The 26,419-nt window shown below is 54.8% G+C and carries 24 protein-coding genes and 1 pseudogene; 18 read left to right on the forward strand and 7 right to left on the reverse strand.

All coding sequences use genetic code 11. From position 1 onward, the window contains the following. Positions 1-4: 4 nt before the first annotated feature. From ddpX to ACQG1K_RS11365, 6 genes are read left to right on the forward strand one after another with little or no spacing between them, the layout of a single operon-like run. Positions 5-577 carry a D-alanyl-D-alanine dipeptidase gene (gene ddpX / locus ACQG1K_RS11340; protein WP_367074501.1) on the forward strand — a complete coding sequence of 191 codons (573 nt, stop codon included), beginning with the start codon at positions 5-7 and terminating at the stop codon, positions 575-577. Positions 578-592: 15 nt separating this feature from the next. Further along, positions 593-2,125: an ABC transporter substrate-binding protein gene (locus ACQG1K_RS11345; protein ID WP_367074499.1), complete on the forward strand. Its 1,533-nt coding sequence runs from the start codon at positions 593-595 to the stop codon at positions 2,123-2,125. A 23-nt stretch (positions 2,126-2,148) separates the two neighbouring features. After that, positions 2,149-3,171, forward strand: coding sequence for an ABC transporter permease (locus tag ACQG1K_RS11350; RefSeq protein WP_003857077.1), 1,023 nt, complete (start codon positions 2,149-2,151; stop codon positions 3,169-3,171). Then, positions 3,168-4,064, forward strand: a complete 897-nt coding sequence (gene ddpC, locus ACQG1K_RS11355) for a D,D-dipeptide ABC transporter permease (RefSeq protein WP_022648185.1) — start codon at positions 3,168-3,170, stop codon at positions 4,062-4,064. Before ACQG1K_RS11350 ends, ddpC begins: the two co-directional genes overlap by 4 nt. After that, positions 4,061-5,047 carry an ABC transporter ATP-binding protein gene (locus ACQG1K_RS11360; protein WP_367074496.1) on the forward strand — a complete coding sequence of 329 codons (987 nt, stop codon included), beginning with the start codon at positions 4,061-4,063 and terminating at the stop codon, positions 5,045-5,047. The genes ddpC and ACQG1K_RS11360 overlap by 4 nt, the downstream gene beginning before the upstream one ends. Beyond that, positions 5,040-5,966, forward strand: coding sequence for an oligopeptide/dipeptide ABC transporter ATP-binding protein (locus tag ACQG1K_RS11365; RefSeq protein ID WP_048966623.1), 927 nt, complete (start codon positions 5,040-5,042; stop codon positions 5,964-5,966). The genes ACQG1K_RS11360 and ACQG1K_RS11365 overlap by 8 nt, the downstream gene beginning before the upstream one ends. 30 nt (positions 5,967-5,996) lie before the next feature. On the opposite strand, the gene ACQG1K_RS11370 is transcribed toward ACQG1K_RS11365, so the two are convergent. Continuing rightward, positions 5,997-6,425: an OsmC family protein gene (locus ACQG1K_RS11370; RefSeq protein ID WP_003857069.1), complete on the reverse strand. Its 429-nt coding sequence runs from the start codon at positions 6,423-6,425 to the stop codon at positions 5,997-5,999. Between the two features lie 69 nt (positions 6,426-6,494). Beyond that, a pseudogene (locus ACQG1K_RS11375) lies at positions 6,495-7,382 on the reverse strand (LysR family transcriptional regulator). A 111-nt stretch (positions 7,383-7,493) separates the two neighbouring features. Here ACQG1K_RS11375 and ACQG1K_RS11380 point away from each other — a divergent pair. The 9 genes from ACQG1K_RS11380 (at position 7,494) to adhP (ending at position 16,160) form a co-directional block, all read left to right on the forward strand. After that, a complete protein-coding gene (locus tag ACQG1K_RS11380; protein WP_367074641.1) occupies positions 7,494-8,345 on the forward strand; it encodes a Vmh family MBL fold metallo-hydrolase in 852 nt (283 codons plus the stop codon). Between the two features lie 51 nt (positions 8,346-8,396). Then, entirely contained in the window at positions 8,397-8,918 is a 522-nt protein-coding gene (locus ACQG1K_RS11385; protein ID WP_032624213.1) for a VOC family protein, read from the forward strand. Between the two features lie 141 nt (positions 8,919-9,059). Then, positions 9,060-9,275 carry a biofilm-dependent modulation protein gene (gene bdm, locus ACQG1K_RS11390; protein WP_022648192.1) on the forward strand — a complete coding sequence of 72 codons (216 nt, stop codon included), beginning with the start codon at positions 9,060-9,062 and terminating at the stop codon, positions 9,273-9,275. 95 nt (positions 9,276-9,370) lie between these two features. Continuing rightward, complete coding sequence (sra, locus tag ACQG1K_RS11395) at positions 9,371-9,508, forward strand: stationary-phase-induced ribosome-associated protein (protein WP_022648193.1); 138 nt, start codon at positions 9,371-9,373, stop codon at positions 9,506-9,508. Positions 9,509-9,684: 176 nt separating this feature from the next. Then, a complete protein-coding gene (locus tag ACQG1K_RS11400) occupies positions 9,685-11,382 on the forward strand; it encodes an NAD-dependent malic enzyme (RefSeq protein WP_022648194.1) in 1,698 nt (565 codons plus the stop codon). A gap of 301 nt (positions 11,383-11,683) precedes the next feature. After that, positions 11,684-12,169 carry an Hcp family type VI secretion system effector gene (locus ACQG1K_RS11405; RefSeq protein WP_032624212.1) on the forward strand — a complete coding sequence of 162 codons (486 nt, stop codon included), beginning with the start codon at positions 11,684-11,686 and terminating at the stop codon, positions 12,167-12,169. Further along, on the forward strand, positions 12,166-12,648 hold the full coding sequence (locus ACQG1K_RS11410; RefSeq protein ID WP_022648196.1) for a DUF2778 domain-containing protein: 483 nt from the start codon (positions 12,166-12,168) through the stop codon (positions 12,646-12,648). Before ACQG1K_RS11405 ends, ACQG1K_RS11410 begins: the two co-directional genes overlap by 4 nt. A 586-nt stretch (positions 12,649-13,234) precedes the next feature. Further along, positions 13,235-14,944, forward strand: coding sequence for an ABC-F family ATP-binding cassette domain-containing protein (locus tag ACQG1K_RS11415; protein ID WP_367074492.1), 1,710 nt, complete (start codon positions 13,235-13,237; stop codon positions 14,942-14,944). A 205-nt stretch (positions 14,945-15,149) separates the two neighbouring features. Then, entirely contained in the window at positions 15,150-16,160 is a 1,011-nt protein-coding gene (gene adhP / locus ACQG1K_RS11420) for an alcohol dehydrogenase AdhP (RefSeq protein ID WP_023306254.1), read from the forward strand. 39 nt (positions 16,161-16,199) lie between these two features. On the opposite strand, the gene ACQG1K_RS11425 is transcribed toward adhP, so the two are convergent. Beyond that, positions 16,200-16,709: an RrF2 family transcriptional regulator gene (locus tag ACQG1K_RS11425; protein WP_022648200.1), complete on the reverse strand. Its 510-nt coding sequence runs from the start codon at positions 16,707-16,709 to the stop codon at positions 16,200-16,202. Positions 16,710-16,839: 130 nt separating this feature from the next. Between ACQG1K_RS11425 and ACQG1K_RS11430 the strand changes: the two genes are divergently transcribed. Next, positions 16,840-18,042: an NAD(P)/FAD-dependent oxidoreductase gene (locus tag ACQG1K_RS11430; RefSeq protein WP_367074489.1), complete on the forward strand. Its 1,203-nt coding sequence runs from the start codon at positions 16,840-16,842 to the stop codon at positions 18,040-18,042. 39 nt (positions 18,043-18,081) lie between these two features. On the opposite strand, the gene araJ is transcribed toward ACQG1K_RS11430, so the two are convergent. After that, positions 18,082-19,257, reverse strand: coding sequence for an MFS transporter AraJ (gene araJ / locus ACQG1K_RS11435; RefSeq protein WP_426720855.1), 1,176 nt, complete (start codon positions 19,255-19,257; stop codon positions 18,082-18,084). A gap of 161 nt (positions 19,258-19,418) precedes the next feature. Here araJ and ppk2 point away from each other — a divergent pair, with 161 nt between their 5' ends. Next, the gene (gene ppk2, locus ACQG1K_RS11440) at positions 19,419-20,237 is read left to right on the forward strand and encodes a polyphosphate kinase 2 (RefSeq protein WP_022648203.1); all 819 of its coding nucleotides are present in this window, start codon (positions 19,419-19,421) and stop codon (positions 20,235-20,237) included. A gap of 59 nt (positions 20,238-20,296) precedes the next feature. On the opposite strand, the gene fdnI is transcribed toward ppk2, so the two are convergent. Genes fdnI through fdnG form a run of 3 tightly spaced genes read right to left on the reverse strand, consistent with a single transcriptional unit; the run spans position 20,297 to position 24,889 of the window. After that, positions 20,297-20,953, reverse strand: coding sequence for a formate dehydrogenase-N subunit gamma (fdnI, locus tag ACQG1K_RS11445; RefSeq protein ID WP_367074485.1), 657 nt, complete (start codon positions 20,951-20,953; stop codon positions 20,297-20,299). Further along, positions 20,946-21,830 carry a formate dehydrogenase subunit beta gene (fdxH, locus tag ACQG1K_RS11450; protein WP_003857048.1) on the reverse strand — a complete coding sequence of 295 codons (885 nt, stop codon included), beginning with the start codon at positions 21,828-21,830 and terminating at the stop codon, positions 20,946-20,948. Before fdxH ends, fdnI begins: the two co-directional genes overlap by 8 nt. Positions 21,831-21,841: 11 nt before the next feature. Beyond that, entirely contained in the window at positions 21,842-24,889 is a 3,048-nt protein-coding gene (gene fdnG / locus ACQG1K_RS11455) for a formate dehydrogenase-N subunit alpha (RefSeq protein WP_367074482.1), read from the reverse strand. A 220-nt stretch (positions 24,890-25,109) separates the two neighbouring features. On the opposite strand from fdnG, the gene yddG reads away from it, so the two are divergent. Continuing rightward, positions 25,110-25,988 carry an aromatic amino acid DMT transporter YddG gene (gene yddG, locus ACQG1K_RS11460; protein WP_367074480.1) on the forward strand — a complete coding sequence of 293 codons (879 nt, stop codon included), beginning with the start codon at positions 25,110-25,112 and terminating at the stop codon, positions 25,986-25,988. Positions 25,989-26,419 lie beyond the last annotated feature (431 nt).

Genomic DNA, 26,419 nt, shown 5'->3' on the forward strand with positions numbered 1-26,419 from the left:
AGCTATGCCTGAAGAGAGTCAACTGATTGATGTGGCGAAAACTTTTCCTACGCTGCATATCGATCTGAAATACTCGACCGCCGATAACATTACCGGCCGCCCGATCTATCAGCACGCCGCGTGCCTGCTGCACACTGATGCCGCCACCGCGCTGGCGAAATCGATCAGTATCGCCGCGCTGGCCGGTCTGAAGCTGGTGGTCTACGACGCCTATCGCCCGCAGCAGGCACAGGCGCAACTCTGGGATGCCTGCCCCAATCCGGAATACGTGGTGGATGTCGCGATTGGCTCGAACCACAGCCGGGGCACTGCCATTGACGTCACGCTGATGGATGAACACGACAACGTGCTGGATATGGGCGCCGGGTTTGACGAAATGCACGACCGTTCTCATGCCTGGCACCCTTCCGTTCCGCCCGAGGCGCAGCGAAATCGTCTGCTCCTGAACGCCGTTATGTACGGCGGCGGTTTTGTGGGCATCAGCAGCGAGTGGTGGCATTTCGAGCTGCCGAACGCCGCCAGCTATCCGCTGTTAGATGACCAGTTCGCCTGTTATCCGATCACACACTCACTGTAATTCTGGAGCCCGGCCATGAAAACAACGCTGCTTACTACCCTGATTGCCGCTACGCTCGCCCTGAGCGCCCCTCTCGCGCTGGCGGCGGTGCCAAAAGATATGCTGGTGATAGGGAAAGCTGCCGATCCGCAAACGCTGGATCCGGCGGTCACTATCGATAACAACGACTGGACGGTGACCTATCCCTCGTACCAGCGTCTGGTGAAATACAAGCCTGGCACCACGGAGGTGGAAGGCGATCTGTCGACGGGCTGGAAGGCGTCAGACGACCAGAAAGTGTGGACGTTCACCCTGGCAGATAATGCAAAATTCGCCGACGGCACGCCGGTGACCGCCGAAGCGGTCAAGCTGTCGTTTGAACGTCTGCTTAAAATCAACCAGGGACCTTCCGAAGCGTTCCCGAAAGATTTGAAAGTGGACGTGGTGGATGAGCATACGGTGAAATTCACCCTCAGCCAGCCGTTTGCCCCGTTCCTCTACACGCTGGCCAATGACGGCGCGTCGATCGTCAACCCGGCGGTGCTGAAGGCCAATGCCGCCGACGACGCACGCGGTTTCCTGGCGCAAAACACCGCGGGTTCCGGACCGTTTATGCTGAAAAGCTGGCGGAAAGGTCAACAGCTGGTGATGGTGCCCAACCCACACTGGCCAGGTGAAAAGCCGCACTTTAAGCGCGTCTCGGTGAAGATTATCGGTGAAAGCGCCTCGCGTCGCCTGCAACTTTCCCGTGGCGATCTGGATATCGCCGACGCCCTGCCGGTGGATCAGCTTGCTGCTCTGAAGCAGGAAGGCAAAGTGGCCGTGGCGGAATACCCGTCCCTGCGGGTGACCTACCTCTATCTGAACAACAGTAAGCCTCCGATGAATCAGGTGGATTTGCGCCGCGCGGTCTCCTGGGCGACCGATTACCAGGGGATGGTGAAAGGCATTCTCAGCGGGAACGGCAAGCAGATGCGCGGCCCGATCCCGGAGGGCATGTGGGGCTTCGATGCGAACGCCATGCAGTACAGCTTTGACGAGGCCAAAGCCAAAGCGGCGCTGGAGAAAGTCAAAGATAAACCTGCCAGCATGACGTTCCTCTATTCCGATAACGACCCGAACTGGGAGCCTATCGCCCTCTCCACGCAGGCGAGCCTGGGCAAGCTGGGGATTAACGTCAAGCTCGAGAAACTGGCGAACGCCACCATGCGCGACCGCGTCGGCAAAGGTGATTATGACATTGCGATTGGTAACTGGAGCCCGGACTTCGCTGACCCGTACATGTTCATGAACTACTGGTTCGAATCGGACAAAAAAGGGCTGCCGGGTAACCGCTCATTCTATGAGAACAAAGAGGTCGATGCGCTGTTGCAGGCGGCACTGAAAACCACCGATCAGGCGGAACGCACCAAAGATTACCAGCAGGCGCAGAAAGTGGTGATTGACGAGGCGGCTTACGTTTATCTGTTCCAGAAGAACTACCAGCTGGCGATGAACAAAGAGGTCAAAGGCTTCACCTTTAATCCGATGCTTGAGCAGGTCTTTAACATCGCCACCATGAGTAAGTAACGGCCCACGCCGGGGGGAAGTGTATGACGTTCTGGAGCATTGTGCGCCAGCGCTGCTGGGGGTTAATCCTGGTGGTGGCCGGTGTCTGTATTATTACTTTTATTATTTCACACCTGATCCCCGGCGATCCGGCCCGCCTGCTGGCCGGTGACCGCGCCAGCGATGAAATCGTGCAGGGCATCCGCCAGCAGCTGGGGCTGGATCAACCGCTCTATATTCAGTTTGGCCGCTATGTAGAGGCGCTGGCGCACGGCGATCTGGGCACCTCCATTCGCACCGGTCGCCCCGTTGCGGAAGATTTGAAAGCCTTTTTCCCCGCCACGCTGGAGCTTGCCTTTTGCTCCCTGCTGCTGGCGCTGGTGATTGGCGTGCCGCTGGGCATTTTATCGGCGGTGTACCGTAACCGCTGGCTGGATCACCTGGTGCGACTGATGGCGATGACGGGCATCTCGACGCCTGCCTTCTGGCTGGGACTGGGAGTTATCGTTCTGTTCTACGGTCAACTGCAAATTCTGCCCGGCGGCGGCAGGCTAGACGACTGGCTCGATCCGCCCGCCCACGTTACCGGTTTTTATCTGCTGGACGCTCTGCTGGAAGGCAACGGCGAGGTGTTTTTCAACGCCCTGCAGCACCTGATTTTACCCTCCCTGACCCTGGCCTTCGTGCATCTGGGTATTGTGGCGCGTCAGGTACGTTCCGCGATGCTGGAGCAACTGAGCGAGGATTATATTCGTACCGCCCGCGCGAGCGGGTTGCCGGGCTGGTACATCGTCCTGCGCTACGCCTTACCCAACGCCATGATCCCCTCTATTACCGTGCTCGGGCTGGCGCTGGGCGATCTGCTGTACGGGGCGGTGCTTACCGAAACCGTGTTTGCCTGGCCGGGAATGGGGGCCTGGGTGGTGACCTCCATTCAGGCGCTGGACTTCCCCGCCGTCATGGGCTTCGCGGTCGTGGTATCGCTGGCGTATGTCTTCGTTAATCTGGTGGTGGATCTGCTGTACCTGTGGATCGACCCGCGAATCGGGCGCGGAGGTGCCGAATGATGTTAACTCAGGAAACGCCCGTCCCTGTCAGCACCGCTAAACAGCGCATCAACTGGGCAAAGCTGTTCTGGATGTTACGCAAAAGCCCGCTCACGCTGATCGGCGGGGTGATTATGATCGTGATGCTGCTGATGATGGTGGTCTCGCCGTGGATAGTCCCGCACGATCCGAACGCGCTGGATCTGACCGCGCGCTTGCAGGCACCGTCAGCCCAGCACTGGTTTGGCACCGATGAGGTGGGCCGGGATCTGTTCAGCCGCGTGCTGGTGGGCAGCCAGCAGTCCATCACAGCGGGGCTGGCGGTGGTGGTGATTGCGGGCGGCATCGGTTCGCTGCTCGGCTGTTTGTCCGGCGTACTTGGCGGGCGCGGCGACGCCATCATTATGCGCATCATGGACATTATGCTCTCCATCCCCTCGCTGGTGCTGACGATGGCCCTGGCCGCCGCGCTCGGCCCAAGCCTGTTTAACGCGATGCTGGCGATTGCGATTGTACGCATTCCGTTTTACGTGCGGCTGGCACGCGGGCAAACGCTGGTGGTGCGCCAGTTCACCTACGTGCTGGCCGCCCGCACCTTTGGCGCATCGCGCTGGCACCTGATCAGCTGGCATATCCTGCGTAACGCCCTGCCGCCGCTGATCGTACAAGCGTCGCTGGATATCGGCAGCGCCATTCTGATGGCCGCCACGCTGGGCTTTATTGGATTAGGCGCGCAGCAGCCGACCGCCGAATGGGGGGCAATGGTGGCCGTGGGGCGTAACTACGTGCTTGACCAGTGGTGGTACTGCGCGTTTCCGGGGGCGGCAATTCTGATCACGGCGGTTGGCTTTAATCTGTTTGGCGATGGTCTTCGCGACCTGCTGGATCCCAAATCAGGAGGGAAGCAGTCATGAGTGATTCCGTATTATCAATTGAAGATTTGCACCTGAGCTTCCCCATTTTTCGCGGTGACGTCCACGCGCTCAACCACGTCTCGCTGGAGATTGGCCGGGGTGAAATTGTCGGCGTGGTGGGCGAATCCGGCTCGGGAAAATCGGTCACCGCGATGCTGGCGATGCGCCTGCTGCCGGAAGGCAGTTACCATGTTCACCATGGCCGGGTCACGCTGCTCGGGGAAGATGTGCTGAACGCGTCGGAAAAACAGCTTCGTCAGTGGCGCGGCGCCAGGGTGGCGATGATTTTTCAGGAGCCGATGACGGCGCTTAACCCCACGCGCCGGATTGGCAGGCAGATGGTGGAGGTGATCCGCCAGCATCAGTCGCTTTCCCGCCGCGACGCGCGGCAGAAGGCGATCTCCCTGCTGGGCGAGATGCAAATCCCGGATGCGGCGCAGGTAATGGATCGCTATCCGTTTGAGCTTTCCGGCGGTATGCGCCAGCGGGTAATGATCGCCCTTGCCTTCTCCTGCGAGCCGGAGCTGATCATCGCTGATGAACCCACTACCGCGCTGGATGTGACCGTCCAGCTTCAGGTGCTGCGTCTGCTGAAACATAAAGCGCGCGCCAGCGGAACGTCGGTGCTGTTTATCAGTCACGATATGGCGGTGGTGTCGCAGCTTTGTGACCGGATGTACGTTATGTACGCGGGCAGCGTGATCGAAAGCGGCAGCACGCAGACCTTGATCCACCATCCTGTGCACCCCTATTCGATTGGCCTGCTGCGGTGTGCCCCGGAAAATGGTAAACCGCGCGAGATCCTCCCGGCCATTCCCGGCACGGTACCTAACCTCAGCCACCTCCCGCGCGGATGTGCTTTTCGCGAACGCTGTTTTGCTGCCGGGGCGAAATGCAGCGAAACGCCGCGCATAATTTCCACGGGCGCAGAAGGCCAGCAGGCTGCCTGCTGGTACCCACAACAGGAGAGACGCCATGTCTGAGGTACTGCTGGAACTGGATAGCGTGCATGTGAATTTTCCTGCGCGCAAAAACTGGCTGGGGCGCGTGACGGAACAGGTACACGCCCTTAACGGCATGGATCTCCGGATCCATCGCGGCGAAACGCTGGGCGTTGTGGGGGAATCCGGCTGTGGAAAGAGCACGCTGGCGCAGCTGCTGATGGGCATGCTCAAACCGAGTACCGGTGCCTGTCAGCGCGCGAATGCGGCGGGTGGTATGCAGATGGTATTTCAGGACCCGCTCTCGTCCCTCGATCCGCGTTTACCCGTCTGGCGCACCATCACCGAGCCGGTGTGGATACAGCAACGTCGCAGCGAACGGGAGCGTCGTCAGTTGGCTGAAACGCTGGCGCAGCAGGTTGGGATTCGAGCGGAATATCTTGACCGCCTGCCGCATGCGTTTTCGGGCGGACAGCGCCAGCGCATCGCTATTGCCCGGGCGCTCTCTTCGGATCCGGACATCATCGTGCTGGATGAACCCACCAGCGCGCTGGATATTTCCGTCCAGGCACAGATCCTCAATTTGCTGGTTGCCCTGCAACAGCAGCGAAATCTGACCTACGTGCTGATCTCGCACAACGTCTCGGTGGTCCGGCACATGAGCGACCGGGTGGCGGTAATGTATCTGGGGCAAATCGTGGAACTGGGGCCGACGGACCAGGTGCTGGGTCAGCCGCGCCATCCGTATACGCAACTGCTGCTTGACTCCGTTCCCCGGACCGGAGAACCGCTGGATGAGGATCTGGCGTTGCGAAAAACCGATCTTCCGGGTAATCGCCACCTGCCCGTTGGGTGCTATTTCCGCGACCGCTGTTCGCTGGCGACGCAGGGATGTGAACAGCCGCAACAGCTCCAGCCCTCTTCCGCAAGCCGAAGCGTACGCTGCTGGCGTAACCGTTAAAAATGAGCCGGGCATGCGCCCGGCCCGATATCAGTTCAGTTTGTAATCCAGCGTGATTTCCGCTTTCAACAGCTGCGAGACCGGGCAACCGGCCTTGGCTTTCTGGATAATGCCGTCGAACTGCTGCGGATCGATACCCGGTACTGTCACCTTGCTTTGCAGCGCGACTTTGCTGATGGCAAAACCGCTGTCGGTTTTATCCAGCGAGACATCCGCCGTGGTATCGATGGAATCGGCGGTATAACCCGCTTCGCCCAGCATTAGCGACAGGGCCATAGAGAAACATGCCGCGTGCGCTGCGCCAATCAGCTCTTCCGGGTTAGTCCCTTTCTCGCCCTCGAAGCGGGTGTTAAAGCCGTAAGGTTGCTGGTTAAGGACGCCACTTTCGGTCGATACCGTCCCTTTGCCGCGTTTGATGTCGCCAGACCAGTGTGCTGAACCGTGCTTATGAATCGTCATTCTTGCTCTCCTTTTGGCTTACAAAGGGATAAGTATAGGACGCATAATCTATTTTGCAGGGAAGACAGACTAGTCCGATCGCGTGGCAAGGTGGTTTGCCAGCGCGTCGAGGAACACACGCTGCGCCGCAGGCTGATAGTCTCGCGACTGATAAATACCAAAAATGCCGATCGGTTTTGGCGTATAGGCGCTGAGCACCGGCACCAGGCTTCCCTGCCGTAGCGCCGCGTCGGCCTCGCGCTCGGGCAGCATGGCAATACCACAGTGATTTATCGCCGCCTCCATTAGCAGAGATGAGATGCTGGCGCTGAGATTGCCGCTGACCGCCGTCGTGACCGGCTCCCCTGCCGGCGTTAAAAAACGCCACGACTGACCGGCAAAAAAGCTGTAATGCAGGCAGTTGTGCCGGGCTAAGTCTTCCAGCTCCTCTGGAACGCCCCGGCTTGCAAGGTAGTGCGGCGAGGCGCAAAGCACGGACCGACACTCTCCCAACCGGCGAGCGATCATACCCGGTTCGGGGTTATCGGTAATGCGGATCGCCACGTCAATTCGCTCGCCCACCAGGCTCACCGGATGGTTGTTAACATCCAGCTCAATGCGCAGTTGAGGGTAACGCTGCAACAGATCGGGCAGCACCGGAGCGATAATCTGCATCGCGGTAAAATGCGCGCAGGCGACACGAAGCGTGCCTGAGGGTTAATCCTTCACTGACTGATCTTCAATTTCCTGAGAAATTTGCGATAGCGTGCGCGTCTTTTGCAGGACTTTCTCCCCCGCCGCCGTCAGCGTCAGCTTGCGGGTGGAGCGGTTAACCAGCCGCGCCCCGGCCCACTTCTCCATCTGCTCCAGATAACGGCTCACCATCGGACGGGAGATCCCCAGCGCCCGCGCCGCCGCGCTTAAACTCCCCAGTTCACAGATGCGGTTGTACACCTGGGCGGCAATAACGCGATCCATTTTGACCTCCATTTGCTCGATCTACGAAACTAAGCATCTCCTGTTTCAGGAATTCTGGCAAATGAAGAGATCCGTACAATAGAGTCTTTCTTGAAGAACAGAGACATGACCATGACTATCGCCCGCCTTGCTTTGCTGACAACCCTTTTCACTCCGGCCGTCTTTGCCGCGCCGTTGACCGTTTATACGTATAACCCGCAGGAAAAAGGCATTTTTGCCGTTTCTTCCACGCTGGTATCTGGCCCGAAAGAGGCGGTACTGTTTGACGCCCAGTTCAGCGTGAAAGATGGCGAAGCGCTGGTAGAAAAAATTCGCCACAGCGGTAAAACGCTGAACAAAATCGTGATCACTTCCGGCGATCCGGATTTCTATTTCGGCCTGCAACCGCTGATGAAAGCCTTCCCTAATGCCAAAGTTGTCGCCACACAACAGGTGGTGGACCATATCAGGGCCACAAAAGACGCGAAGCTCGCCTTCTGGGGGCCACAGATGAAAGATGGCGCGCCGACGCAGCTCTACGTGCCGCAAGTGCTTGCCTCAACCACCTTTATGATTGACGGTGAGAGAGTAAGCATTGAAGAGCCTGAAAGCTATGCGGCGTACGTCTGGATCCCATCCGCCAAAACCATCCTCGGCGGCACGGGCGTCTCATGGGGCATTCACGTCTGGACGGCGGATACCCAAACGCCGGAAAGCCGTAAACAGTGGCAGCAGACGCTGGATAGCATGGCTGCCCTTAAGCCCGAACGCGTTATTCCGGGCCACTACCTTGGGACACCGCCAGCGGGTACCGGCGCTATCGACTTTACCCGTCGCTATCTACAGCAGTTTGAACAGGCCCTCACGACACATAAAGCGTCTACCGACGTCATCATCGCGATGAAAAAACAGTGGCCGAACCTTGCGGAAGAAAGTTCGCTGGAACTGAGTGCCAAAGTGAATACCGGCGAAATGAAGTGGTAATAAGCTGACTATCTCCTGCTATATTTAAATTTTTTATAGCAGGAGTTTACTATGCAATCGTCAGTAAGGGGTATTGACCATATCGGTATTACGGTGCCCGACATTGAAAAAGCCACCCTATTTTTTGAACGCGCTTTCGGCGCACAGGTTTTATATCATTCTGTCGATGCAGAAACCGATAATATCGATCAGCCCGCCCAGCAACACACCTTAAAATTATTTCCCGGCACTAAAATTCATGCCATTCGCATGCTTGTTATGCCGCACGGACCCGGCATAGAACTTTTCGAAATGCATGGCCCTGAACAGGGAATGCCCGCTCGCGCCAGCGACTTTGGACTTCAGCATTTTGCTGTTTATGTTGATGATTTTGATAGTGCCATCGCGGCTTTCACCGCCGCCGGCGGCGAGATGTTCACCGCGCCGAAGCCGCTTAGCTTTCCGGATGAGCAAGGTGAAGGCAATGCTTTCTGCTATGGTCAAACCCCCTGGGGCAGCATTGTGGAATTGATCTCCTGGCCGACGCCCATGCCTTATGAAAAAACCACGAATTTACGCCGCTGGAAACCCTGAGTTTTATTTCTGTGCTACGGGAGATGTTATTTTTAATTCCAGGACGAATCTGAACCACAACGGCAAAAATATTTGCCAATCTGAATGTGAATTACGATTTTGCACGCCGTAACATTAAACAGACAACGACACGGAGGCAGCATGTTTACTTATTACCCGGCACATACCACAGCAGCACAACCGGAACTTGTTAACGCGATCGCACAAGGTCTTCACGCCGAGCACGGTGTTGTTACTGAAGATGACATTTTGATGGAACTGACCAAGTGGGTGGAAGCCACTGACAATGACATCCTCAGTGACATCTACCAGCAAACCATCAACTATGTGGTTAGTGGGCGAAACGCACCTCTGTAAAAACCTGCTAAGCTGGATCTGCAACCTAAGGGGTTACATTTCGTTTGCGTAAGCAAGCTTGTCCTTAAAACTATCAACAGGATTGAGGAGTTAACATGAAATCGAACCGTCAGGCACGCCATATACTGGGACTGAACTACAAGCTCTCTAACCAGCGTAAAGTGGTTATTGAGGAGGGTAACGAAACGCAGGTTACCCACGCTACCGGCAGAAAACGCCCTTCCGGCAAGTAAGTTCCGGCACGATATTCACAACACCATCGGTAATCCCGATGGTGTTTTTGTTTATGTGTTGCGGTAATTAATATTCAGCTCCTTTATAATACCAACCGACCGCACCCCGTAGCACAGGCCAGAAAGATGACAAACAGCAGTGTCAGGGACGGATCTTCTTAAAAAGAGTGAGTGACATGGACAACAAACTGAAAAAACATCGTTCCCTTTATATTCCTTACGCCGGTCCGGTTTTACTGGAGTTCCCCCTTCTGAACAAAGGCAGCGCCTTTAGCATGGAAGAGCGCAGCAGCTTTAACCTGCTGGGCCTGCTGCCTGAAGTGGTTGAAACCATTGAAGAACAGGCAGAACGTGCCTGGATCCAGTATCAGGGCTTTAAAACCGAAATCGATAAACACATCTACCTGCGTAATATTCAGGACACCAACGAAACCCTCTTCTACCGCCTCGTGCAGAACCATCTTGAAGAGATGATGCCCGTCATTTACACCCCCACCGTCGGCGCGGCGTGTGAACGCTTCTCAGAGATCTACCGTCGTTCCCGCGGTGTGTTCATCTCTTATCAGAACCGTCACAACATGGATGACATTCTGCAAAACGTGCCTAACCACAACATCAAGGTGATCGTGGTGACCGATGGCGAACGTATTCTGGGCCTCGGTGACCAGGGCATTGGCGGGATGGGGATCCCCATCGGTAAGCTCTCGCTGTATACCGCCTGCGGCGGGATCAGCCCGGCCTACACCCTGCCGGTGGTACTTGACGTGGGGACCAATAACCAGCAACTGTTGAACGATCCGCTGTACATGGGCTGGCGTCACCCGCGCATTACCGACGACGAGTACTATCAGTTTGTGGATGATTTCATCCAGGCCGTGAAGCACCGCTGGCCTGACGTGCTGTTGCAGTTCGAAGACTTCGCACAGAAAAACGCCATGCCGCTGCTGAACCGCTACCGCGATGAGATCTGCTCGTTCAACGATGACATTCAGGGCACTGCGGCAGTGACCGTCGGTACGCTGATTGCTGCGAGCCGTGCGGCGGGCAGCCAGCTCAGCTATCAGAAAATTGTCTTCCTGGGTGCAGGCTCCGCGGGCTGCGGCATCGCCGAGCAAATTATTGCCCAGACTCAGCGCGAAGGCTTAAGCGAAGAGCTGGCCCGCTCCCGCGTCTTTATGGTGGACCGTTTTGGCCTGCTGACCGACGGCATGCCAAACTTACTCCCGTTCCAGACCAAACTGGTGCAGAAGCGCGAAAACCTGAAAAACTGGGATACGGATAACGAAGTGCTCTCGCTTCTTGACGTGGTGCGCAACGTGAAGCCGGACATTCTGATCGGCGTGTCCGGGCAGACCGGCCTCTTCACGGAAGAGATTATTCGCGAGATGCACAAGCACTGCGAACGCCCTATCGTGATGCCGCTGTCTAACCCGACTTCACGCGTGGAGGCAACGCCGCAGGACATCATCGCATGGACCGAAGGTAAGGCACTGGTCGCAACCGGCAGTCCGTTTGATCCGGTGGTGTGGAAGGACAAACTCTACCCCATCGCGCAGTGCAATAACTCCTATATCTTCCCGGGTATTGGTCTGGGAGTTATCGCCTCCGGCGCGTCCCGCATCACCGACGAAATGCTGATGTCCGCGAGCGAAACGCTGGCAGGTCACTCTCCGCTGGTGAATAACGGTGAAGGCCTGGTACTGCCGGAGCTGAAAGACATTCACAAAGTGTCCCGCGCAATTGCCTTCGCGGTTGGCAAAATGGCGCAGCAGCAAGGCGTCGCGGTGAAAACCTCTGCCGATGCGTTGCAGCAGGCGATTGATGATAATTTCTGGATGCCGGAATACCGTAGCTATCGTCGTACTTCGATTTAAATCGGAGTTTTGAACGTTCCCTCTCTTCACAAGGGAGAGGGAACGTGAAGTCCCTTCTCCCTTTTTCCTCTAATTCCCTTAATCCTGCCTATAAATGCTTTGTTGAAAGTCACTCATGATAATTTGGCTTTAAAAATGCAGCAGGATCGATCATTTGAAAAATGCATACCTAATCAAAAATCTATATCCTTTTAAAATATATAAATTTTACATAACACTTCTTGCCTAACAAATAGTTTTTCTTAAGAGTTTAGTAACGTTTTGCATCACTAAATTCATTTATTGAAAAAGGAGTTTTGAAATGGCAATCCCAGCATATCTATGGCTGAAAGATGACGGCGGCGCAGATATCAAAGGCGCGGTTGATGTGCAATATCGCGAGGGCAGTATTGAAGTATTAGGATTCGGTCATGGACTGCATCTACCGACAGATAATATGACAGGAAAAATCACGGGTACGCGCATGCATAGCGCTCTGGTTTTTGAAAAGGAGTTCGACAGTTCCAGCCCTTACTTATACAAGGCTGTAGCAAAAGGCCAAACGCTAAAAAGTGCCGAGTTTAAGTGGTACAAAATCAATGATGCTGGTCAAGAGGTCGAATACTTCAACATGTTCCTTGAGAACGTTAAAGTGGTCTCAATATGCCCGGTGATGCATGACGTAAAAAATCCAGCAATGGAAAAACATAATCATTTAGAAAATATTTCCCTCCGTTACGAGAAGATCACATGGCGACACTGTGACGGTAATATCATCTTTGCTGATTCCTGGAATGACAGATCATGAATCTCCTACAGTGCTTTTTCCACCTCAACGGAGGTACGTACGCTACTTTGTCTGTGCCCGGAGTTGGCTTTTTTCCTGCATTTTCAGGGAATGGTGACGCGACGAACCGTGCAGAAAGCGCAAATATACCTGATATCGGCCCACTCCCACCTGGTCGCTATTACATACTTTTACGTGGATTAGGGGGTTGGTATACTCAAACTAAGGATAGTGTTAACGCATTTTTCACCGGTTCGAATCGGAACGAATGGTTTGCATTATATCGCGATGACGGATTGATAAATGATGAGACTTTTGTGAAAGGCGTAAGGCGAGGTGAATTCCGGTTACACCCTATCGGGCCATCTGGCATAAGTAAGGGTTGTATTACACTTTATAGTCAGAGCGATTTTAAGATTCTGGCATCAGCCTTACTTCGAACTGGAGGGCAGCAATTGGGAAACTACATGATTGCACATGGCGTTGTGCAGGTCTATTAATGAAGGCGGCATTCCTTGTGTTGTTGTGGTGTATAGCCGTGTTTCTATCAATGTTCACACTCTACAAGATTGTTCCACCAGAAACGCAGTACGATTTTGTGGAGCTTTTTGGAATATATGGCGACGAAAGGATAATGGATTTTGTTTTGTATGTTTTCTTCGGCATGGCCATATTCATTGCGTCTGTAATCACGCTATCCCTGTATTTGCTTATACGAAAAAGATGATTCTGGGCAGCGACGCTGCCCTTCCTTTTATCACATCACGCGCTTAGTTCTGTATCCGCAACCGAAGATATCGCTTTTTGCCGCAGTAGTATGTTCATTCTATGAAAATGTTGTATAGTGATGGTTACTAATAATCACTTAACTTATAAGGAGGCCAATTATGCTGTACTGTGAAATTTTCAATGTTTCACATACATTTGGTGATCGCACCAGCTCAAGCGTTATCGGTATCGTGCTGCGATAACTTCCGCTTGAGCGAAGACACCAACCCCTGAAATCCCTTCTCTCGGGCTTACTGAGTTATCGTCAGCGATGTTTGACGAGGCATAAACATGCCTGTAACTCTTGGGTAAGCAACAATGAGCACTTTACTCACTGCACAATCTTTACGTGTTGATACGGCGTTTGGCACGCTATTCGACTCCCTCTCCTTTACGCTGAAAAAAGGCGACCGTATTGGCCTGCTGGGCGACAACGGCTGCGGCAAAAGTACGTTGCTGAAGGTGTTGGACGGCACAGACTCCCCTGCTGCCGGAACCGTCGCATTGGCCGGATACTGTCTGATGGCGCGCGTTGAGCAACACCTGCCAGAAGCCATTTATCCCCTGACCATGCTGGATGCCGTGCTGGCGCAACTGCCCGCGACTGAACGCGAGAGTCTGCACTGGAAAGCTGAAACGCTGCTGGCGGGTATGGGCTTTACACCGCAGGACATGGCCTTAACGTCGGCAACGCTGAGCGGCGGGCAGCACACGCGTCTCCTGCTGGCGCGGGCGCTGATCGGCGATCCAGATCTGTTACTGCTGGACGAACCGAGTAACCACCTCGATTTGCCGACCCTGCTCTGGCTGGAACAGTTTTTACAGAACTGGTCCGGCAGCTTTGTGCTGGTCTCACACGACAGGCAACTATTGGATGCCGTCACCAACGGCAGCTGGATCCTGCGCGATAAGATGTTGCACTACTTCGCCCTTCCCTGCACCGCCGCGCGTCAGGCGCTGGTAGCCAAAGACGAAAGTGATGCGCTGCGGCATAAGGCGGAGCAAAAGGAGATTGATCGCGTAACCGCCAGTGCCAGACGGCTGGCCACCTGGGGCAAGGTCTACGATAACGAAGATCTGGCCCGCAAAGCCAAACAGATGGAAAAGCAGGTCGAACGGCTTAAGGAGAGTCAGACAGAGCTCACCGCAGGCAGTCCGTGGACATTAACCCTGCGCGGTGACGCCCTGCGGGCAGACCGGCTACTGGAGATGGAAAACCTAAGCGTAGCGCCTGAGCCTGGCCTGTCTGAGCTGTTTCACGTCGACATTGCACGGCTTAGAAGTGGCGATCGCGTGGCTATCGTCGGGCGTAATGGCTGCGGCAAATCATCACTGATGAAGCTTATCTGGCGGCATTTCTCAGGTGAACCTTCAGAGGCTGGCCTGAAACTTCATCCTCGCGTGTCGCCAGGCTATTACGATCAGACGCTGAATCAGCTTTCGGAGGAGGCAACAATCTTTGACGCGCTGGAGCCTTTCGCGCCAGATCCGCAGACCCGTAAAATGGCCCTCATCAGTGCCGGGTTCCCGTGGGCGCGTCACGGACAAAAAGTCAGTACGCTGAGCGGTGGGGAACGTTCGCGCCTGCTGTTCATCGGCCTGACGCTTGCTCGCTATAGCCTTCTGATGCTGGATGAGCCAACCAACCACCTGGACATGGAAGGCAAAGAGGCGCTGGCGGAAACACTGCAACAGTTTGAAGGCGGAGTGCTGCTGGTGAGCCACGATCGTCAGTTAATTAGCCAGAGCTGTAACCGCTACTGGCTGATTGAGGACGGCAGGCTTAGCGAATGGCACGATGCGGAGGCGGTGTTTGAGCGCCTGCGTGCGGGCACCGGTCCGGTGGTGCCTGAGGCGTCGAAGACTGCATCGAAGGCACCACCTTCAGCGTCTGACGATCTGCTCGAACGCCTGGTTGCCCTGGAAACTCTGCTGGAAGAGGATTTGGCGCGCAAGCCAAAACACCAAAAACCGCAGTTGCAGGCGCAATGGCGAAGAGAGATTGAGGAGATAGAAGCCCAACTATAAATCTGTACCCGGCGGTCATTACGCCGGGTTTTTTACGTTAGCGTTTTCCCCTACTGATTATTAGAGGATCACCGTATTCTTAATCTGAAACTGAATTAATTGATGACATTATGTTGCGGTTGCCTTGCATTACAGCGCCAAAGTATTAATCCTTAATGGGTATTACACCTGCTATGCAGATACTCATTAGTAAAAGGAGAAACACATGAAGGCTGCTGTTGTCACTCAGGATCATCAGGTTAACGTTACAGAGAAAACCTTACGCGCGCTCAAACATGGTGAAGCGCTGCTGAAGATGGAGTGCTGTGGCGTGTGCCATACCGATCTCCATGTTAAGAATGGCGATTTTGGCGACAAAACCGGGGTGATCCTCGGCCATGAAGGGATTGGTATTGTCAAAGAGATTGGTCCGGGCGTCACGTCACTGAAAGTTGGCGATCGTGCAAGCGTGGCGTGGTTCTTCGAAGGCTGTGGCCACTGTGAATATTGTAATACCGGCAACGAAACTCTGTGCCGTGACGTAAAAAACGCGGGTTACTCCGTCGACGGCGGCATGGCGGAAGAGTGCATCGTGACCGCGGATTACGCGGTTAAAGTCCCGGAGGGGCTGGACTCTGCGGCGGCCAGCAGCATCACCTGCGCTGGGGTCACCACCTACAAAGCGGTAAAAGTCTCTGAGATCAAACCCGGCCAGTGGATTGCGATCTATGGCCTTGGCGGTCTGGGCAACCTCGCACTGCAATACGCCAAAAATGTCTTTAATGCGAAAGTTATCGCCATTGACGTGAATGACGAGCAGTTGAAGCTCGCTGCCAGCATGGGCGCAGACTTAACCGTGAACTCCCGCAGTGAAGATGCGGCAAAAGTGATTCAGGAGAAAACCGGCGGCGCACATGCGGCAGTGGTGACGGCGGTAGCGAAAGCGGCCTTCAACTCTGCCGTTGACGCGGTTCGCGCCGGAGGCCGCGTGGTGGCTGTTGGCCTGCCGCCGGAAGCGATGAGCCTGGATATTCCACGTCTGGTCCTGGATGGGATTCAGGTGGTGGGCTCTCTGGTGGGTACTCGTCAGGATCTGCTCGAAGCCTTCCAGTTTGCGGCTGAAGGTAAGGTGGTTCCGAAAGTCACGATGCGCCCACTGGAAGATATCAACGCCATCTTTAAAGAGATGGAACAGGGCCAGATCCGTGGCCGTATGGTGATTGATTTACGTTCTTAACCGCGGTGGCCGGGTAGCGGGTTTGTCCTGCCCGGCCTGTCACGTAGACGAACGGCGATCGGAAATCCACTCCTGAACCTCGATCTGGAACGTGTCCGGCGCTTTTCGATACATCTTCCGCGCCAGATCCAGGATGGTATGGCGTCCTAACTCCTCTTCCATCCGCTGCTGCGCGCTGTCCATAACCGATCGCACCCCGCACGGTCCGTCACAGACCCAGGCCGGTGGCGTTTCATCAAATACCGCCAGGCGCTGACGCACTTCCCGACATTCGAACATATTCTTATCGCCGTCGATGGCGTGCGCCACGTCCAGCACGCTGATCAGCTCTGCCGGACGCGCCAGCCGGAATCCTCCCCCCTTGCCTTCGGTGCTGATAACCAGCCCCGCGCGTGACAAACGAGTGAAAATCTTCCCAAGATAGTCGTACGGTACGCCCTGCAAGGCCGCCATCTCCCGGACGCTCATCTCACGCTCATTGCCTTTTGCATCCACCATACACATCAGGCTATGAATGCCATATTCCACACCAGAACTGTAAAACGCCATGGCTCACTCCGGGTCATTGTTCGCTGCATTATAACGAATTTTAACTCAGAAAGAAGTTGTCGCAGCTAACTCCGACAAGTATAGTGGCAGTTATGTCAGACACACAGCCTGACGAACAAAAGGATCGAGTATGAAAAAGCAGATTTTAATTGTGGGTAGTGGGTTTTCCGGTATGTGGGCTGCGGTCAGCGCCGCGCGTCTTTCTGCTCTGGAAGGTAATAATAGCCTCAGCATTGCCGTGCTGGCCCCGGTGCCGGAACTGCGCGTTCGTCCACGTTTTTATGAAGAGAACGTGTCGACGATGGTCGCGCCACTGACCGAACTGTTTGCTGAGCTGGGTATTGCCTTTATTTCGGGCGAAGCACAACATATTGATATCTCATCTAAAACCGTTTTGTATCGCGATTCAAACGGCGCCATTGCCGAAGTCAACTGGGAACGTCTGATCCTCGCAACCGGTAGCCAGACTAAACGTCCGCCGATTGCCGGTCTGACTGAATACGCATTTGATATCGACCAACTCGACTCCGCCAGGCTGTTCGAGCAACATCTTGATTCGCTGGTTTCGCGCCCCTCCCCCCCAGAACGCAATACCGTGGTCGTGTGTGGCGGCGGTTTTACCGGCATTGAGCTGGCAACGGAACTCCCTGCTCGTCTTCGCACCCGCTTCGGCACCGATACAAAGACTAAAGTGATCGTAGTTGAAAGAGGTCCAACCATTGGCGGGCGTTACAGCGAAGCGCTGCGTAACACCATTGAAGAAGCAAGCAACGCGCTGGACGTTGAATGGCGTTTAAACAGTGAAATTGAAGCTATTGATGCCAGCGGCGTGACGCTGAAAAACGGAGAGCGCATTGCCAGCGCGACTGTAGTGTGGACGGCAGGGGTAGAAGCTAACCCCCTCAGCCTGCAAATTGACGGGGAACGCGACACTCAGGGACGCCTTATCGTCACCGACACGTTGCAGGTCCCTGCACATCCGGAGGTTTACGCGACGGGTGATATGGCGCACGCCAAAACGGACGATGCGGGCAACACGGCACTGATGACCTGCCAGCACGCGATCCAGCTGGGGAAATTCGCCGGACATAACGCAGCTGCCAGCCTGTTAAATCTGGAGCCGTATCCTTACCGTCAGGTGAATTACGTCACCTGTCTGGATCTGGGTGGCTGGGGCGCGGTGTACACCGAGGGCTGGGAACAGCGTGTTAAATCCGTGCGCGAGGAAGGCAAAAAGATCAAAGTCGCCATCACCAACGAACTGATTTACCCGCCAGCAGCAGACAAAGCAGTCGCATTTGCCGCCGCTGACCCGCTGGCGAAATTCGTGTAGTCCCCTCCTGTGCCCGCGACCAGCGGGCAAAGCGTGAAATCAGGCCAGCGCTCCTGCGTTGGTCTGACGCTTTTTGGCACATAAAAAACCGTACATCAACAGAGAGGTCATTGCTGAGAAGGATAAGATCGCTGCCGGAAGCGTGACATAGCTCCAGCTAAAGCCGAGCGTAATCATCATTCCACCGAAATACGCGCCTATTGCGCTGCCGAGGTTAAACGCCATTTGCCCGCCTGCGGCCCCCAGCATCTCGCCGCCTTTCGCATTTTGCAGCAGCAGTATTTGCAGCGGCGCAGAGAGTGCAAACAGCCCGGCGCAGCAGACGAACCCCATTACCAGTGAAGCTGTTTTAAGCTCACCAAACGCGAACAGTAACAGCAGCGAAGCCACAATCACCATGTCGGTGGTGGCAGCAATGCGCAGCGGGCTAAAGCGCGACGACAGCTTGCCGCTGAAGACATTACCCAGCACCATGCCCAGCCCCATCAGCATCATGATCGCGGTCATGACGCCCTCGGAAAAGCCTGACACGTTGACCATAAACGGCTTCACGAAGCTAAACCAGGCAAACACCCCGGCATTACCAAACATCGTTGCGGCAAAAATTAGCCACGGTTCCGGTTTTTTCAGGAAGTGGAATTGTTCTGTCAGCCGGGTGGTTGTCGTGTCGTGAATGTCTGGCACCCACAGCAGAACAGAGAGGATCACCAGCGCATCAAAGACGGCAATCAAAAAGAAGGTGTAACGCCAGTTAAATTCATGTCCCAGCCAGGTCCCGAGCGGGACGCCAAGCAAATTGGCAACGGTCATCCCGGCAATCATCCCTGCTACAGCAACCGTCACCTTACCCGGTGGCGCAATTTTTGACAGGATTATCGCCCCCACACCGAAAATCGCGCCATGCGGGAAACCAGAGATTAAGCGCCCCGCCGCCAGCCCCATGTAGGTGTCAGAGAAGGTAAAGAGCGCGTTACCGACGACGCACATCGTCACCAGAAACAGCAGCGTTGTTTTCAGCGAAAATTTACTGGAGAACAGCGCCACAATCGGCGCGCCGATCACTACGCCAAAAGCGTAAAACGAAATCATATTTCCGGCGGAGGGAATCGAAATGCCCGTATCATGAGCCAGTTCTGTCAGCACGCCCATGATGCCAAATTCAGCCATCCCCAGGCCAAAGGTAGCCAGTGCTAACGAAAAAATTGTTTTTTTCATACCGCGACCACTGTTAAAACATACGCAGCGTGCATTATTGATTAAACTTGTATGGTGAACCAGTTCAAATCAGTTTTCTGACACATTAATCCATTCATTCAGGCCGATTACACGCTTAGTACGGCCTCGATCCCGCGACCGGACCCATAGGGAGACCCGCCATGGTCAGTAAGAAGAAAACCCGTGTTGTTGATGATGTCGTTAAAAACGCGCCGCTCAAAACCAAAGCGTACGAGCAAGAGCTTCGCCGCCTCCATGTTGAACTGGTTAAGCTCCAGCAATGGGTGGTCGCCAAAGGGTTAAAGGTCTGTATTGTTTTTGAAGGGCGAGACGGCGCGGGTAAAGGCGGCGCCATCAAAGCCATCACCGAACGCGTCAGCCCCCGGGTGTTTCGCGTTGTTGCGTTACCGGCCCCCACCGATAAAGAGAAAAGTCAGCTCTATTTTCAGCGTTACGTTCCCCATCTGCCCTCTGCCGGTGAAATCGTCATTTTTGACCGGAGCTGGTACAACCGCGCAGGCGTGGAAAGAGTAATGGGTTTCTGTACCGAAGAGCAGGCCGACAAATTTCTTGATGGAACGCCGGTGATGGAAAAAGCGATGGTCGATGCCGGTATCATATTGTTGAAATACTGGCTTGAAGTAACGCCAAAAGAGCAGGAACGCCGCCTGCGCGATCGCATTAATGATGGTCGCAAGATCTGGAAGCTGTCTCCAATGGACATAAAATCTTTCAATCTGTGGGATGAATATACCCTCGCCCGTGATGCGATGTTTAAAGCGACCGACACCGCCTGGGCGCCGTGGTTTGTGGCGCGCTCAGAAGATAAAAAACGGGTTCGGTTGAATATTATTTCGCATCTGCTTTCACAGATCCCCTATAAAGAAATTCACGTTGACAAGGTGGATTTACCGAAACGCAAGATCGGCAAAGTGAAGCCAACAAAATATCCCTTCCGGTATATTGCAGAGCGGTTTTGATACGGGGAAGCAGGCCAGCACAAGCGCAGCGCCGCCGGACAATGCCGACGGCGCGAGGTTTACTTCAACCCTTCCGAACTCTCTTTTTGCGCTTCAAGACGCTCAATGTCGCGGTACCAGCGCGGATGGTGCTTCTGCGACCAGCGGCGGCTCACCTTCCCTTCAATCATGCCTTTAATCGATCCTTTCACCCAGAATGCCATATACATATGGATCAGAATGGCGTGGATCAGAATAATGGCCGAGGTCGCGTGGATCAGCAGCGCATAACGCACTACCTGAATCGGGAAATAGTGCGCAAAATACGGACGCCAGATGATCACCCCGGTCACCAGCAGCACAAAAATCATGCTCATGATGGTCCAGAACATCATCTTCTGCCCGGCGTTATATTTGCCCACCTTCGCGACTTTATGCTCGTTGCCTTTCAGAACCTCAACAATCCCTTTTAGCCACGGAATATCCTGCTTGTCAGGGATGTTGTGATGAACGAAACGCACAAACATAAACATAAGCACCACGAAAATCAGTACGCCGAAGAACGGATGCAGAATGCGCCCCATCTGCGGTGTCCCGAAGGTTTCCGTTAGCCACTGTAGCGTCGGGAAGAAGAACGAAATGCCGGATACCGCCACCAGGAAGAAGCAGATGACCACCGTCCAGTGACAGGCGCGATCGACAAATTTTGTGCGCACTATCATTTTCGACTTACTCATGATGCTCCTCCTCGTCGTCATCCACCTCTTTATTCGGCCCGATACCGATGTAGTGATAAATCAGCCCGGCAAAGGTGGCGATAAAGCCCGCCGCTGAGAGCGGCTTAAGCGCCCCTTTCCAGAGGTTGATTGAGGTATCGATCGCCGGATCTTTCGGCAGATTGTGATACAGCTCCGGCTGGTCATTGTGGTGCAGAACATACATGACGTGCGTACCGCCCACGCCCTGCGGGTTATAAATCCCGGCCTTGTCATAGCCGCGCGCTTTGAGCTTATCCACCCGCTGCTGCGCCACTTCCAGCATCTCTTTTTTGGTGCCGAAGTGGATAGCCCCGGTAGGACAGGTCTTCACGCAGGCAGGCTCCTGTCCGACGCTGACGCGATCGACACACAGCGTGCATTTATAGACCCGGTTATCTTCTTTATTGAGGCGCGGGATATTAAACGGACAGCCTGCGATGCAGTAGCCGCAGCCGATACAGTTATCCTGCTGGAAGTCGACGATCCCGTTGGCGTACTGAATAATTGCACCCGCAGACGGGCATGCCTTCAGGCAGCCCGGATCTTCACAGTGCATACAGCCGTCTTTACGGATTAGCCACTCCAGCTTGCCGTTCTGGTCGGTTTCGCTAAAGCGCATCACCGTCCAGGACTTGGCGCTCAGATCAGCCGGGTTATCGTAAACGCCAACGCAGTGCCCCACCTCGTCGCGGATATCGTTCCACTCCGAGCAGGCCACCTGGCAGGCCTTACAGCCCACGCAGGAGGAGACATCGATCAGCTTGGCGACTTCTGCCTTGTAGTCCCGCGCACGAGGCGCGGGCGTTATCGGGTTGGTCGCGGAGCGTTTAATAATGTCTTGTGTTTCCATCGCCATTTAATCGCTCCTTACGCTTTCTCGATGTTGACCAGAAACGCTTTATACTCCGGCGTTTGCGAGTTGGAATCGCCGACGTTTGGCGTCAGGGTATTGGCGATGTAGCCTTTCTGCGCCACCCCTTCAAAGCCCCAGTGCAGCGGTATGCCGACGGTTTCCACCTGCTGGCCGTGCACGTTCAGCGTTTGCAGACGACGGGTGACCACCGCTACCGCGCGAATAAAGCCGCGCTTGCTGCTCACCGTCACGCGATCGCCATTGGCAATGCCTTTCGCCTTCGCCAGCGTTTCGCTTATCTCCACAAACTGTTCCGGCTGCGCGATGGCGTTAAGCCGCGCATGTTTGGTCCAGGTATGGAAATGCTCGGTCAGGCGGTAGGTAGTTCCGACATACGGGAACTTGTCCTTTTTACCTAAACGCAGCACGTCATCTTCATAGATACGCACTACCGGGCTGGAAACTACGTTCGGGTGCAGCGGGTTAGTGCCGAGCGGCGTTTCCATCGGCTCGTAATGTTCCGGGAACGGCCCTTCCGCCAGCTTGTCGATGGCAAACAGACGTCCCAACCCTTCCGGCTGCATGATAAACGGCCCGGTGTTGCTGCCCGGTGCGGCGGTGTTGAAGTCCGGGATATCGTTCCCCGTCCACTTCGTGCCGTTCCACTCGATCAGCATGCGTTTCGGATCCCACGGCTTACCGTTCACGTCTGCCGAGGCACGGTTGTACAGTACGCGGCGGTTCAACGGCCACGCCCATGCCCAGCCCAGCGTGTTGCCCAGGCCTGACGGATCGGCGTTATCACGGTTGGCCATCTGGTTACCCTGCTCCGTCCAGCTGCCGGTGTAGATCCAGCAGGACGAGGCCGTGCTGCCGTCGTCACGCAACAGCGCGAAGCTATTGAGCAACTGGCCTTTCTTCGCCACCAGATTGCCGTTGGCATCGTACAGGTCGGCCAGCGCCACGCCGTTGTTCTCTTTTGCCACCTCTTCGGACTCAGGATGATCCGGCTGCTTGTAGTTCCAGCTCATCTTCAGCAGCGGCTCAGCGCCTTTGCCGCCTTCGGTGCGGTACATCTCGCGCAGACGATGGTAAATACCGGCCAGAATTTCGCCGTCATTACGCGCTTCACCCGGCGCATCCTGACCTTTCCAGTGCCACTGTAGCCAGCGGCCAGAGTTGGCAATAGAACCGTCCTCTTCCGCAAAGCAGGTCGATGGCAGTCGGAACACCTCGGTCTGAATGGATGCCGGATCGACATCGTTAGACTCGCCGTGGTTCTGCCAGAACGTAGACGTTTCGGTGACCAGCGGATCGATAACCACCATGTACTTCAGCTTGCTCAGGCTGCGAACGACTTTGTTTTTATCCGGGAATGACGCCACCGGGTTAAAGCCCTGGCAGATATACCCCGTGACGTCGCCCTTATCCATCATGTTGAAATACTTGATGACATCGTAAGCCTGATCCCATTTCGGCAACCACTCAAAGCCCCAGTCATTCTCTTTCTGCGCCGCATCGCCGTAGAACGATTTCATCAGACTGACGGCAAACTTCGGATAGTTACTCCAGTAGTTCACCTGGTCCGGACGCGTCGCTTTTGGCGTGTTGGCGTCAAGCCAGCTTTGCCAGTCGGTCTGCTTCTCCGACGGCAGGGTCAGGTAACCCGGCAGGCTGGTCGACAGCAGGCCGAGATCGGTTAAGCCCTGAATGTTGGAGTGTCCGCGCAGGGCGTTCACACCACCACCGGCCATCCCCATGTTGCCGAGCAGCAGCTGGATCATCGCCATGGTACGGATGTTCTGCGCGCCCACGGTATGCTGCGTCCAGCCCAGCGCGTACAGGAAGGTGGTTGTTCTGTCGGCGGCACTGGTGGAGGCCAGCACTTCACATACTTTCAGGAAGTCTGCTTTCGGCGTACCGCAGATGTTTTCCACCACGTCTGGCGTATAACGGGAAACATGCTGTTTCAGCAAGTTCCACACGCAGCGCGGATCGGTCAGGGTCTCATCGCGTTTCGCGTAGCCGTTTTCGTCGAATTGATAGTTCCAGGACGATTTATCGTACTGACGTTTCTCTGCGTCATAGCCGCTGAACAGGCCATCTTCGAAGGCGAAATCTTCCCGCACCAGCAGGCCGGCATTGGTGTAATGCTTAACGTATTCCGCGTTAATCTTATTGTTTTCGATCAGGTACAACAGCACGCCGGAAAGGAACGTAATATCCGTACCGGAGCGGATCGGCGCATAAATATCAGCCACCGATGCCGTACGCGTAAAGCGTGGATCGACGACAATCAGCGTCGCATCGTTGTTGTTTTTCGCTTCCATCGCCCAGCGGAATCCCACCGGATGGGCTTCAGCGGCGTTACCGCCCATCACCACCACGACGTTTGCGTTTTTGATATCAACCCAGTGGTTGGTCATCGCACCGCGACCAAATGTTGGAGCAAGACTTGCTACCGTTGGTCCGTGTCAGACGCGCGCCTGGTTATCAACCGCCAGCATGCCGAGGGAGCGCACAAATTTTTGCGTCAGCATGCCGGTCTCATTACTTGCCGCAGATGCACACAGCATCCCGGTGGAGGTCCAGCGGTTTACCGTCACGCCCTGATCGTTCTTTTCAATAAAGTTGGCGTCGCGATCCGCTTTCATCAGTTTTGCAATACGGGAGAAGGCCTCGTCCCAGGAGATGCGCTGCCATTTATCAGAGCCCGGCGCACGATATTCCGGATAGCGCAGACGGTTTTCACTGTGGACGTAGTCCAGCAGCCCCGCCCCTTTCGGGCAAAGCGCCCCGCGGCTCACCGGATGGTCCGGGTCCCCTTCAATATGATAAATCGCTTCTTTGGCGTTCTTCGCGCCATCACCCAGGCTATACATTAATAGCCCACAACCCACGGAGCAGTATGTGCAGGTGTTACGGATCTCTTTCGCGCGCAGCAGTTTATAGTTGCGTGCCTGAGCCAGCGCCATTTTGGGAGCGAATCCCAGCATTGCGGCTGTTGTTCCGGCCATACCGCCCGCGCAGATTTTAAAAAATTGTCTGCGGCTGACGTCCATTGCTGTCCTCGTTATCTGATAAGACTTCGCGCCGCAAACTAACAGCAAAGCCCCTGTTTTTTTTGCGTCAAATCAAGGTCGCCGAACTTCGCCCCCTTAATAGTCACCGCCGGTATGATTTATTACTCCTTTCGGGTTAACCGCGAAACAGAAAATTCGCCTGGTGAATGGGTTAGATGCTATAAGTTTACCCTTTGATTTTTATCAGACTGGCAGGGTAATGGACAGAAAAAGAGCAACGCTGATTGGCCTGGTGGCCATACTGCTGTGGAGCACCATGGTGGGTCTCATCCGCAGCGTCAGTGAGGGACTTGGCCCGGTGGGGGGCGCAGCGATGATCTACACCGTCAGCGGATTATTGTGTCTGGCGACGGTAGGTTTCCCTGATATTAAACGGTTTTCGAAAGGCTATCTCATTGCGGGCAGCGTCCTGTTTGTCAGCTATGAAATGTGCCTTGCCCTGTCGCTTGGCTTTGCCGCGACGCGCTCGCAGGCAATTGAGGTGGGCATGGTCAATTATCTCTGGCCAAGCCTGACGATTGTGTTCGCCATTTTGTTCAACGGTCAAAAATCCACCCTGTGGGTGATCCCCGGCTTAGCGATCTCCCTGCTGGGCGTGGGCTGGGTCTTAGGCGGCGAAAACGGGCTGCACGTTCACGACATCATGCTAAACATCGTTTCCAGCCCGCTGAGCTACGGGCTGGCATTTGCCGGTGCCTTTATCTGGGCCGCCTACTGCACCGTCACCAGCAGGTATGCCAGAGGGCAAAATGGCATTACTCTTTTCGTCCTGCTGACCGCCCTGAGCCTGTGGGTCAAATATGCCGTCAGCGATCAGCCCGAAATGGTATTCAGCGTGCCGGTAGTCGTGAAACTGTTGATGTGTGGTGTTGCCCTTGGCTTTGGCTACGCCGCCTGGAACATTGGGATCCTCCACGGTAACGTCACGGTGCTTGCGGCCGTCTCCTACTTCACCCCGGTACTCTCTGCCGCGCTGGCGGCTATTATGCTGAGCTCTCCGCTTTCATTCACATTCTGGCAAGGTGCATTAATGGTTTGCGCCGGATCATTACTTTGCTGGTATGCCACCCGCAAATAGCATTTTAATTTTACCGGGCACGAATTACGCCCGGTAAAAATTAACATTATTTTAATATGTGATCACAGTAAAGAATATTATTTATAACATTCGTATGTATTTCTATTTCTGTATAGAGTACTCATAGAAAGTCAGATCCGTTGTGGAAATTGACATAAACTGACAACGCGTGTAATTAATTCAACACCAATATTCCCGCGCTATATAGCACATAGTGCAATAGTTTATTTCTGGATGTTTCTTTTAAAAAGTAGTTGCTGGCTTCCGGACAAATCCACAAACCACTGTTTTAAAAGTCAATAACGCGCCCCATTCCTTGAGATTATCTGCCAAGCCCTTTTATCTCCCTCTAAAAACAAAAACGCATAGCAACTATTTCCAGCCTTATTATCGTGCTTGGTTAATAATCAATTTATGTATATAAATTAACC

This window comes from Enterobacter cloacae complex sp. 402C9 (assembly GCF_050030745.1).
Classification (GTDB): domain Bacteria; phylum Pseudomonadota; class Gammaproteobacteria; order Enterobacterales; family Enterobacteriaceae; genus Enterobacter; species Enterobacter intestinihominis.